The sequence below is a fragment of the Enterobacter sp. 725m/11 genome (assembly GCF_011683705.1).
Taxonomy (GTDB): Bacteria; Pseudomonadota; Gammaproteobacteria; order Enterobacterales; family Enterobacteriaceae; genus Enterobacter; species Enterobacter bugandensis.
In genome coordinates, this window is sequence record NZ_JAAQOK010000005.1 from 120,261 (window position 1) to 130,876 (window position 10,616).

Here is a 10,616-nt window from a genome sequence, read left to right on the forward strand (position 1 = left end):
TCAGGTTAATTACAACGTGCAGACGACGATAACCCTTCAAAAAATTGCCGCCTGCCTGTTTTAGGTTGGATACATGCGTAAAGGAAAGTTAAGCAGTGATGCGCCATTCGGGACGTTGTTAGGCTATGCGCCCGGTGGCGTGGCGATTTACTCTTCAAATTACGGCAGTCTGGATCCGCGAAAATACCCGGAAGACGCGGACTTTCGCAGCTATATCGGCAACGAATACATGGGCCACAAGTGGCAGTGCGTTGAGTTTGCCCGCCGTTTCCTGTTCCTCAACTATGGCTTCGTGTTTACCGACGTCGGCATGGCGTGGGAGATCTTCTCCCTGCGCTTTTTACGCCAGGTGGTGAACGATAACATTCTGCCCCTTCAGGCTTTTGCCAACGGCTCAAAACGCGCGCCGCGCGCCGGGGCACTGCTGATCTGGCAAAAAGGCGGCGAGTTTCACGAGACCGGCCACGTTGCGGTGATCACCCAGCTTCTCGACGATAAGGTGCGTATTGCGGAGCAGAACGTTATTCACTCCCCGCTGCCGCTCGGACAGCAGTGGACGCGCGAGCTGCGCATGACCGTGGAGAATGGCTGCTATACCCTTCATGACACCTTCAGCGATACCGAAATTCTCGGCTGGATGATCCAGACGGACGACACGGAGCACAGCATTACCCAGCCTGAACCGGACGGTGAACTGCTGAAAATCCGCGGCGCGCGGCTGAAAAACAAACGTCAGTTCGACGGAAAATGGCTGAACGAAAATGACGCGCTGCAGCAGGCATATATCCGCGCCAACGGCCATGTGATCAACAAAGATCCCTGCCAGTACTTCACCATCACCGAAAGCGCCGAGCAGGAGCTGATCAAGGCCACCAACGAACTGCACCTGATGTACCTGCACGCGACGGACAAGGTGCTGAAAGACGACAATCTGCTGGCGCTGTTCGACATCCCGAAAATCCTCTGGCCGCGCCTGCGCCTCTCCTGGCAGTGGCGTCGCCACCATATGATCACCGGTCGTATGGATTTCTGCATGGATGAGCGCGGGATTAAGGTCTACGAGTACAATGCCGACTCCGCGTCTTGTCACACTGAAGGCGGGTTGATCCTCGAAGAGTGGGTCAAAAACGGCTATCGCGGCAACGGGCACAACCCGGCGGAAGGGCTGCTGGAAGAGCTGACCGGCGCATGGAAGCACAGCCACGCGCGGCCGTTCGTTCACATCATGCAGGACAACGATGTCGAAGAGGACTATCACGCGCTCTTTATCCAGCGCTCGCTGATGCAGGCCGGGTTTGAAACCAAAATTCTGCACGGGCTTGGCGCCCTGAGCTGGGATGCTGCCGGGCAGCTGATTGACGACGAGGGTCGCCACGTCAACTGCGTGTGGAAAACCTGGGCGTGGGAGACGGCGATAGAGCAGATCCGCGAGGTCAGCGAAACCGAATACGCCGCCGTGCCGATCCGCACCGGGCATCCTGAGGGCGAAGTGCGCCTGATTGATGTTCTGCTGCGCCCGGAAGTGCTGGTCTTTGAACCGCTGTGGACCGTTATTCCCGGCAACAAGGCGATTCTTCCGGTACTGTGGCAACTGTTCCCGAACCACCGTTACCTGCTCGACACCGATTTTGAGGTGAACGACCTGCTGAAGCAGACCGGATACGCCGTCAAGCCGATTGCCGGACGCTGCGGCAGCAATATCGATCTCATCAGCGCCCAGGACGAGCTGCTGGATAAATCCAGCGGCAAGTTTGTTGACCGCAAAAATATCTACCAGCAGCTGTGGTGCCTGCCAAACGTGGACGGCAAGTACATTCAGGTCTGTACCTTTACCGTGGGCGGAAACTACGGCGGGACCTGCCTGCGCGGCGATGACTCGCTGGTGGTGAAAAAAGAGAGCGATATCGAGCCGCTGATTGTACTGAAGGATAAGTAACGTGCATCTGCGCTAAAAAAGCCCCCGCAGGGTATTCTCTGTGGGGGCTTTTTGTTACTGCGCTTCCTCGTCCTGCTGCACGCTGGTTTTCAATTCGATGATGCGTCCAATCTGGTCATGATAAACCGTCAGCAGGTTGTGCTGGCTCATCTCCGAGATGAGCTGCGGTGAGACGTTAAAGCTGCGGGCAAGTTCGTCATGATGCAACAAGCCCGGCTGACGTCGTCTTACGTTCGCGCGGCGGCGGTTGTACTGATACCACAAAATCAGCAGCCAGCCGTTGAGCGCGGCGAACAGCAAATAGATCAACACCGTATTAAAGGAGGCAATAATCACGCTCCACCGGTGGTCGCTCTCCTCGGTTAACTGCATCCACAGCCTGGCATACAGGAAGAACATAAACCCGCCCCACGCCACCACGGTTAACGCGGCATCAAAAAGTCGTGGCAGCAACCGATGTTCAGTCAAAATTAAGGTATTTTCGTTCATTGAAGGCTTCCTTTTCCCCTGTCCGGACTGATCCAGCGCGCGCGGGCGCGCTGACGTTTAAGCATGACTTTTGGAAATGCGACGAGGGTGGTGAACAGACCAATCATCCAGTAGACCATCGGGAACCAAATCACCCAGAAAAGCGAGCTTGCCACCTTGCGCTCATAGCGCCGCTCGATGTACAAGCTGACCAGGAACTGCAGCAGGCACATCACGCCCAGCAGCAGCCCGGTAAACGCCGGGGGAAACAGGGTTTCAACGGTCAGCCTGGCGGGAATGGGCGCGACGTGGCTGATGATGTACAGCAGCACCGTTATCGCATACGCGAAGGCCCACAGCGTTGACAGCGCGTACTCCAGAAACAGGGGCCACATGCGGTGATGCTCCCAGCGCACCATCTTGCGCAGGTTCACCAGAAATACCTCCGCGCCGCCCTGTGCCCAGCGCAGACGCTGCTTCCACAGGCCCTTCAGCGTCTCCGGCATCAGGATCCAGCACAGCGCCCGCGGCTCGAAAAAGATATCCCAGTGGCGCAGCTGGAGCTTCCAGCTGATGTCGATGTCTTCGGTGATCATGTCCGGGCTCCAGTACCCGACGTCCGCCAGCGCCTGTCGGCGAAAGGCGGCGATGACGCCGGAGACGGTAAAGACCCGGCCATAGATCCGCTGCGTCCGCTTGATGAGCCCAATGATGGACGAAAACTCGCCAACCTGAATGCGGCCAATCAGCGTGGAGCGCGTGCGAATGCGCGGGTTCCCGGTAACCGCCCCGACGTGGGGATACTGAATCAGCGGCGCGACCAGATAGGCCGCGGTGTCGCGGTCGAGCAGAGCGTCGCCGTCAATGCAGACCAGCAGATCGCCCCGGGCCGCCGCCGCCCCGGCTTTGAGCGCCACGGCTTTTCCCTGGTTCTCCGCGAGGTTAATCACCCGCAGGCGCGGCTGCTCCAGCGCAAGCTGCTGCAGCACCTGCGCGGTGTTATCAGACGAGCCGTCGTTGATGGCGATCACTTCAATATTCTCGTATCGCTGAGCCAGCGCGGCGCTGATGGTCTCTCTGGCGTTTCTTTCCTCATTGAAGCAGGGGATCAGAATTGAGATGAGCGGCTCGCCGGCGAGCGTCGGGGCGGGCGTGTCTTTATCCCACGACCAGCGGCGTTCAAGCTGAAACCAGAAATAGAGGCCGCCGGTGACCCAGAGCACGGACATAAACAGCGGCCAGAAGAAGACAAAATCCAGAATCAGCTCGCCGGTAAAGAGGGCGGCCACCCCTAACGGCAGCCCGAATACCAGACACAAAATTGAAAAGGCGATTATGCGATCAGTCATTGTCAGGGTACCAGTAGGAAGAAAAGACGGGCCTGATGCGCGAGATATCAGGCTGGTTATTGATGAAATCGTCAGGGTAGTAGCCGTAGTTTTTGATGCCGTTCAGCTGGAGGACGCGCATCCACGCCGCAAGCTGACTGTCGGAGACGGCGCGCTGCGGCTTCTGCTCCCAGTCTCTGGCCTGCAGCTCGAAAATGGTTTTATCCAGCGCGCCGGGCCGCGCGGCGACGGCCTTGATCAAACGCGTCAGCCAGGCATTGCTCTCGTTCGCCGGAACGGACTCCATCAGCGGCATTGCCATGGGCACCGTCCAGTCATAGGCCGCCAGAAAATCATCGAGATTCTGCGCAAACCACGCTTCGCTTTCGGGCTGCAGAATGGGAAGGACGAACATATTGCGCGCGGTTTTTATCTGCGGGCCGCGGATGTGCTTCACCGCCTGGCTCAGAGCGCGGGTAAATCCGATAAGCCTCCGGCTTTTCTGGCGCGTCGTGTCCTGCCCGGCAGCGTCAACGTCCGTCAGTACCGCATCGTCATGGAACAGGATCCCGTTGAAGCTGGCATAGCGGGCCAGATCTTCATAGATTTCCGTCACCTGCAGGCGAACCTGCGGGTCCCACGGTGAAAGCCTGATGTAGGGCTCATTGGCCTCGCGCAGCTGGCCGGTTCGATCGTCCCGGCGCTGCACGCGCGGCAGGGCAGGATCGAGATCGAACGAGAGCACCGGCATCCACGCGTAGACCTTCACCCCCGCGCGGGTTTGCAGCTGCCAGGATACGAAGTTAAAGAGATCGGCCCGGACCGGAAGCCGGCGGTTGGGGAAATAGAGCGCCCTGATCCTGCCGTCGCCCTGCGGGTCGGCAAACGCCTGCAGGAAGACGTGGCTGATTTTCATGTCGTAGACCCGCTGGATCAGCCTGTTGATGTTTTGGGTCTGCTGAGCCGGATCGGGATCGTAAACGTAGTCGAGATCGACGTGCATCACGCGCACGGGATCGTGCTCCTGAACCCGGCTGACCGAACTGGCAAACGCTTTGAGCGAGGGGTTGCCGGCGATCAGCAAACGGGGAATGCTACCGAGATTGCGCACGTCACCCAGCCCGTCCTCCAGAGTAAAGGCGAGCCGATAGCCCTGCTGCCTGGCGATGGCGAGCGACGTACCGCTGGCGGCACCGTAAGGCCAGACCCAGGCGCGCGGCGCTTTGCCCGTCACCTGCGCGATTTTCTCCGTCACCTTGCGGACGTCATCGCCGATCCGCTGGCTGAACTGCTGGTCAGTTTCATAGCGCCCCGTCGCTTTATCATAAAAGCGGTTGGCGATGGCCGGTTCGCGGCTTCCCTGCGGGTTGGCGACGATGCCGTAATGCGAGGCCCAGGTATGCGATCCGATCTCAACCAGCGGAGACTGGCTGAGCTCGCGCACCATGTTCCAGGTCGCGAAGCGATCCCGGGGCGTCATCAGGCCGCCAAAGTTCACCTTCTGGTTTGCTGGCGTATCCACCCAGCTGCCCACCGGTGCCCAGAGCGCAGGCACGTTCCAGGCCTTAAGCAGCGGCCAGACGCGGGTGTAGAAGCTGCTGTAGCCGTCGTCAAAGCTGAGCAGAACGGCTTTCGGCGGCAGCGATTTTTTGCCGTCATGCGCGTCCAGAATGTCCTGCACGCTGATGGCGTGATAGCCGTTGTGCAGAAGCCAGCTAATCTGCTCGTTTAGCGCGCTGGTGCGCACGGAGAGGTAGCGCTGATCGGCGGCATCGTCTTCGACGTCGTGGTAGGCCAGCACCAGAAACTGGTTCTGCGGCCAGGGTTTGCTCGCCTCCGGCTGCGGCCGCTCGCTGGGCGCAACGAACGAGATCGCCTGCGCCCAGACGCTCGCGCTGAGGCAGAGCCAGCCGATGAGGATCAGGCTCACGGAAAAACGTGTGTTCAGCATATTCATCCTTAAAAGCGTAAAGTCGCGTCAAGCGTGACGGAGAGGTTGCTCTCGCGTTTGCCGTCGTAAGGGCGTTTATCCCAGTTCAGCATCACGCCGGTATCAATGACGTTATTCCACTGAACGCGTTGCCCGTAGCCCAGCAGGGCGATGGCGCCAACGGACTGGTTTTTCTGCCAGTAGCTGCCGCCTCCCGCCACCAACTGCTGGCTCCAGAGGGTGTCGTAATGGCGGTACATCTCATGGTCCACGGACAGGGCGGCCGTCACGGACAGATCCCGCGCCGGGTTGTAATAGAGCGTGTCCCGCAGGCTGTTTTTACTGGCGGCGATCCCCGGTTCAAGATCCAGCGTCAGGGTCGGGGTCTGCCAGAGACGCTCCTTACCCGTAAGGGTGTATTCCTGTCGGCGATTATGGTCTGAGAAGCGGCTGACGGCGGCGCTGAACTGGTACTCACGGCGCTCGTTTTGATACCAGCGGATCCCGCCTTCACCCCGGTTGGCGCTAATCCCGTTGCGTAATGCCCGTAGCGGCGCGGTGCGGGATAAGCGTTCAAGGCTGCCGCTGAACTGCCAGTTATCATTGAGAAAGTACGTGGTTGAGAGGCGAGCACCCGGCTTGTTTTCACCGTGATAGCGGTTGCTGGATATCTCGGCTTCGAGCTGAAGGTCGCGAGGACGCCACTCGACGCCGCCCAGGAGGTGACGGCTGGTGCCTTTGCCTTCATCGAAATTACCTTGCGCATAGCGGGTACCCGCAAACAGCCGCCAGCTATCCGCTACCGGTGGACCATAGAGCGTGGCATCCCCGTTCAGGTCGTGCGTCCCGCTGATGGGGTTATCAGAGTGCAAGCCCTTGCTCGCGTTAAGGCGCAGCTCGGACATGTGATGCACCGTTCTGAGCCTGTCCAGACGCCTGGCACTGCGAGCAACGGGCGCGCGGGCAAGCACGTCGTCGGCCAGTAAATCCATCTGGTGCCACTCCTGCAGATCCATGGCGACGTAAGCCTGCTGCTGTTCCAGCTCCAGATTAGATGGCTCCAGCGCCTCCGCCCTTTTTAACGTTTGCTCGGCCGCGCGCGGCTGGCCCCGCGCCTGAAGCAGGGTGGCATAGTCAATCTGCAGCCCCTGATTGCCCGGCGCCGTTGTGGCCAGACGGTGCGCCAGCTTATCCGCATCCGGCAGGGCGTTGGTTGAGAGCAAATAGTTAAATTTGAGCGACTGCCCGGTAAGCCACCGATCGTTGGGCTGCGGAGTGGGCGAGCCGAAATCGTAGCGGATCCACGGAACGCTGCGGGTCTGGCGCTCTACATACTGGCGAGCGGCCTGATACTGCCCCGTGTCCAGCCAGGCGTAGAAAAGCGCATGCTCCTCGTCCTGCGGATCGGCGGTGTATTGCGGGTAGCGTTGCAGTAGCGAGAAGGCGGCAGTGGCGTTTTTCTCCTGCAGATACGCGGAGATCGCCCAGCCGATGGCCCAGCCCGGCACCGGATGCTGCGCCTCCGTCAGCGCCTGATATTCACGGATGACCTGCGGGTAATCGCCATGCGCGTACAGCGCACCCAGCCTGTCGATACGGGCGAGGATGATGTCTTCCGCTGCCTGCGGTTCGTGTTGCCAGCGTGAGAGCAGGGCGTCGTAACGATTCAGTGCCGTTTGCGCCAGCTGCAGGCGCTCTTTTTCCGTTCTGCCAGGCACGTCGGCAAGGCGAACCCATTCTGCGGCGGCATTAAGCTCCAGACGGCGGCGCTGCGCGGGGGTCAGCGTTACCCTTTGTGACAGCATCAGCGCGGGAGTACTCACCCGGTTATCCGTTAGCGCGTCAATCAACTCGCTAAGGAGCGCGTTATTCTCCGGCGCAAGGGTCAGCGCGCGCGTGTCCGCTAAAAGCCGATCCCAGCTTTTTCCCTGGCGTAACCAGACGTACGAAAGCGTCTGAAGATGCGCCGGAGAGGGATCCTCCGTCACCAGCTGGCGGGCTTCCTGCAGAGCGAGCGTATCCATGCGGGCATCGGCCAGGGTTTTGATATAGCCGATACGATAATCGTCATTATGTGGCGCAAGGCTACGCGCCTCTTTCCACAGCGATAAGGCAGGCTGCCACGCTTTTTGATCTCTTCTGGCCTGCGCGACAGCCGCAACGCCGCGAGCGGGCAGCGGCATATAAATGCCATAGCGCTGCCAGAGCTGAATCACCTCGTCATTACGACCTGCCCACGCAGCCACCTGTAACCAGTCCGCCACTTGCTCGGGCGACAGAGCATGCTGTTGCTGATACCGCTGAAGATAATTGAGAAACGGCGTGTAATTACCGTTACGTGCCTGTTGAATCTGTTGCTCATAAACGGATTCCGTTGCCTGAACGAGAACAGGAAACAGAAATAGCAGAAACAATAATCCTGGGGCGCGATAAAAGAATAACGTATTGAAGCGAAGCGATCTTTCCATATCTATTTGCCATTTGTTTATCATGAATCCATTGCATAACACGGCTGCCTTTTAACGCTGCGTTAAAGGCCATTAATGAGAACATTAAATCTGAATGCAGTAACGTTATGGGGTACTTACTTTAAGGTAATTATGGAACCTCCTCTTTGGGGACTGGGTGGAAGGTAATGTACACCTGATATGTTGCCGGATAAATATGGTGAAAAGCAGAGGGGTAGTTTTGGGATAATTCTGGAATGAGATGTCTTTTGTGATTATTTTGAATTGAATCTGTATTTTTAACTATTTGATATTGATGTGTTTTATTTATCTTTTTTTGAGTTTGTTTATATTCCCGGCGAGGTTTTATTGTAGCAATTAAAGTACTTTCTGGTGCATGTTTGGGAAGTTTCATGACAAAAAGTCTTAATGTTCAGCGAAGTGACTTTTCTGCGATTGTTTTTTATTTATAATTAACGCCAGCCATTGAATGAAAGTCTACAGGAAGTCTTACTCATCAATGTCTGTATTGAGGGATGTTCAACGCCAGAATACATATTGTCGTTAATATTACAGCGCTATAAAACGAAGGCGGCCTTCTTTCTGAAGGTGCGTTCTTGCTTTAATCTAAAAGGGATGGTTAGTGGCAACTTCAATAGTGTTAGTGACCCAGGATCGCTATCTTGTCAGGGGGATGAGGCTATTTTTCCCGGATATTATCCTGCTCGACTCGATTGACAGAAACATATTTGATAACGGTGCAGATGAATATTCTGTGTTGATTGATAGCCGTTCTCCGCTCCGTTTATATGATTACCTGATACGCCATCCGGCCAGAACAAAAAAAACGATCTGCTGCGTTATGCTGGATATGCGACATCGCGAGGAGAATCTACTCAGTATGAAGTTGTTTATGAACACGTCGCTTACGGCGCCGGATATGGCATCGTTATTTAACCTGGTGCTCAATATGAAGGGCAGGCGTCTGACCACCAAGTGGCTGCTTAACTTACGGCTTGGCACGCACGAAGCGATCATGCTGCGGTTGTTGAGGGCAGGGATGTCGATGGAAGCGATTGCCGATGAACTGAACACGTCGGTGAAGAGCCTCTATCGCAAACGGACGGCGCTGTCGGAACGCCTGGGGGCGGAGAACTTCAACGAGGCGTGTTTGTTTATCTTTAAAAACAAACTGCTGGATGCGGTTGGGAACGATCCCTGAATTCCTGAGAGCCTAAAAGCTAAAACCCGCCACAAGGGCGGGTTCTTTTACTGGAAATAATTCAGAACGACCAGCGCAGATTAGCGTTAACTGAGTTGACGCGGGTATCCGCACCATATTGCCCCTGATAACCCACATCCAGCGTCGCAGCACGCGACAGCTGTACGCTCACGCCGATATCACCCACCATCACGTCCTCATCCACGGCCTGCCCCTGAGTAATGAACGCGTCGCTGCCCGCAAACGCCATGCGCGAAGAGGTATTCTTATCGCCATAGGCGTGCTGCCAGCCCAACGAACCGTAGAGGTTCACGTTCTTTGGCAGCTCGGTCACACCGCGCACCCCGAGGGTGGAGTAAAAGGTATTCATCGTTTCGTTACGCACGCTCAGCGCGGCGGCACCGCCGTCTTCCCTGAAGCTGTCGGTATGCAGTCGAATGTACGATAAATTGACGAACGGCTCGATATTCATATCAGGCTGGCCGAAGCGGTAGCCCGCTTCGGTGAATGCCAGCAGCGAGTTGGCGTCGTAATCCGACTTCAGCCGATCCGAGAAGCCGCTGAAATCAACGCTGCGCTCGCCTTCGATCTTGTGCCAGGTGTAACCCAGCGCGCCGCGAAGGGAGAACGCATCCTGTTGACCCGCCGCGTACAGGCCAAGGTGGTAGTTATCGGTATCCGTTGAGGAACGACGGCTGTCGACGTCGTAATCACCGCGGCTGTAGCCGAAGTAGCCACCGACACGCACGTTATGATCCGCCAGCTTGCGATCTGCCCCCAGCAGGAAGCCGGTGGTGTTGCCGTCCAGCTTGCCCACGTTACCGTCGCCGTCGTTTCGGCTCCAGGAGCTGAAGGTCTGGCCCCAGACGCCATTGTTTTGCGGCTCCGGCTGCTGCACCAGCGACATCGCTAACGGTGGTATCGGCAGGCTGTCGTTATCAAACGCGCGCTGCATACGCTGGTTTAAGACGTTAAACACCTGCGTGCTGCCGGCGATCAGGTTGGACTGCATTGACGGATAAACTTCACCGGACAGCTGGTTGAACGCCTCGCGCGCTTCCGGCGCGCTGAGTACCAGCAGCGAGTTATACAGCGCCAGCGACGGGCCGCTTTGCGTCAGGGTGGAGAGCGCGCCGGCGGTATTCCACTGGTTGCTGCTTTTGGCGACGGTCTGGAAAATCCCCGGCTTGCCGCTGCCCGGATTCTCACTGCCAGGGTTTTCTCCGCCCGGGTTCTCACCGCCTGGGTTTCCTCCTCCTGGGCTGTCTCTTATACACATCTCCGC

8 protein-coding genes are annotated in these 10,616 nt (G+C 57.5%); 2 read left to right on the forward strand and 6 right to left on the reverse strand.

Features of this window, described 5'->3' with window-relative positions; genetic code table 11:
* Nucleotides 1-73: 73 nt before the first annotated feature.
* On the forward strand, nucleotides 74-1,936 hold the full coding sequence (gss, locus tag HBA26_RS03780) for a bifunctional glutathionylspermidine amidase/synthase (RefSeq protein ID WP_126344904.1): 1,863 nt from the start codon (nucleotides 74-76) through the stop codon (nucleotides 1,934-1,936).
* A 54-nt stretch (nucleotides 1,937-1,990) separates the two neighbouring features.
* On the opposite strand, the gene pgaD is transcribed toward gss, so the two are convergent.
* The 5 genes from pgaD to HBA26_RS03805 all read right to left on the reverse strand — a co-directional run bounded on the left by pgaD (nucleotide 1,991) and on the right by HBA26_RS03805 (nucleotide 8,524).
* Complete coding sequence (gene pgaD, locus HBA26_RS03785; RefSeq protein WP_126344905.1) at nucleotides 1,991-2,425, reverse strand: poly-beta-1,6-N-acetyl-D-glucosamine biosynthesis protein PgaD; 435 nt, start codon at nucleotides 2,423-2,425, stop codon at nucleotides 1,991-1,993.
* A complete protein-coding gene (gene pgaC / locus HBA26_RS03790; RefSeq protein ID WP_028014399.1) occupies nucleotides 2,422-3,753 on the reverse strand; it encodes a poly-beta-1,6-N-acetyl-D-glucosamine synthase in 1,332 nt (443 codons plus the stop codon). Before pgaC ends, pgaD begins: the two co-directional genes overlap by 4 nt.
* Nucleotides 3,746-5,683 carry a poly-beta-1,6-N-acetyl-D-glucosamine N-deacetylase PgaB gene (gene pgaB / locus HBA26_RS03795; RefSeq protein WP_126344906.1) on the reverse strand — a complete coding sequence of 646 codons (1,938 nt, stop codon included), beginning with the start codon at nucleotides 5,681-5,683 and terminating at the stop codon, nucleotides 3,746-3,748. Before pgaB ends, pgaC begins: the two co-directional genes overlap by 8 nt.
* Before the next feature lie 8 nt (nucleotides 5,684-5,691).
* Nucleotides 5,692-8,130, reverse strand: a complete 2,439-nt coding sequence (gene pgaA / locus HBA26_RS03800) for a poly-beta-1,6 N-acetyl-D-glucosamine export porin PgaA (protein WP_166720806.1) — start codon at nucleotides 8,128-8,130, stop codon at nucleotides 5,692-5,694.
* A 130-nt stretch (nucleotides 8,131-8,260) separates the two neighbouring features.
* Nucleotides 8,261-8,524: a hypothetical protein gene (locus tag HBA26_RS03805; protein ID WP_166720807.1), complete on the reverse strand. Its 264-nt coding sequence runs from the start codon at nucleotides 8,522-8,524 to the stop codon at nucleotides 8,261-8,263.
* Nucleotides 8,525-8,803: 279 nt separating this feature from the next.
* On the opposite strand from HBA26_RS03805, the gene HBA26_RS03810 reads away from it, so the two are divergent.
* The gene (locus HBA26_RS03810; RefSeq protein ID WP_045260784.1) at nucleotides 8,804-9,331 is read left to right on the forward strand and encodes a helix-turn-helix domain-containing protein; all 528 of its coding nucleotides are present in this window, start codon (nucleotides 8,804-8,806) and stop codon (nucleotides 9,329-9,331) included.
* 61 nt (nucleotides 9,332-9,392) lie between these two features.
* Here the strand turns inward: HBA26_RS03810 and HBA26_RS03815 are convergent.
* Nucleotides 9,393-10,616 (reverse strand): autotransporter domain-containing protein (locus tag HBA26_RS03815; protein WP_166720808.1); only part of this gene is annotated, 1,224 nt, incomplete at its 5' end.

Bases quoted from the DNA above. Each gene is read 5' to 3' on its own strand.
- HBA26_RS03805 (WP_166720807.1), bottom strand. From the start codon at position 8,524: ATGAAACTTCCCAAACATGCACCAGAAAGTACTTTAATTGCTACAATA.
- pgaC (WP_028014399.1), bottom strand. From the start codon at position 3,753: ATGACTGATCGCATAATCGCCTTTTCAATTTTGTGTCTGGTATTCGGG.
- HBA26_RS03810 (WP_045260784.1), top strand. From the start codon at position 8,804: ATGAGGCTATTTTTCCCGGATATTATCCTGCTCGACTCGATTGACAGA.
- pgaB (WP_126344906.1), bottom strand. From the start codon at position 5,683: ATGCTGAACACACGTTTTTCCGTGAGCCTGATCCTCATCGGCTGGCTC.
- gss (WP_126344904.1), top strand. From the start codon at position 74: ATGCGTAAAGGAAAGTTAAGCAGTGATGCGCCATTCGGGACGTTGTTA.
- pgaA (WP_166720806.1), bottom strand. From the start codon at position 8,130: ATGGAAAGATCGCTTCGCTTCAATACGTTATTCTTTTATCGCGCCCCA.
- pgaD (WP_126344905.1), bottom strand. From the start codon at position 2,425: ATGAACGAAAATACCTTAATTTTGACTGAACATCGGTTGCTGCCACGA.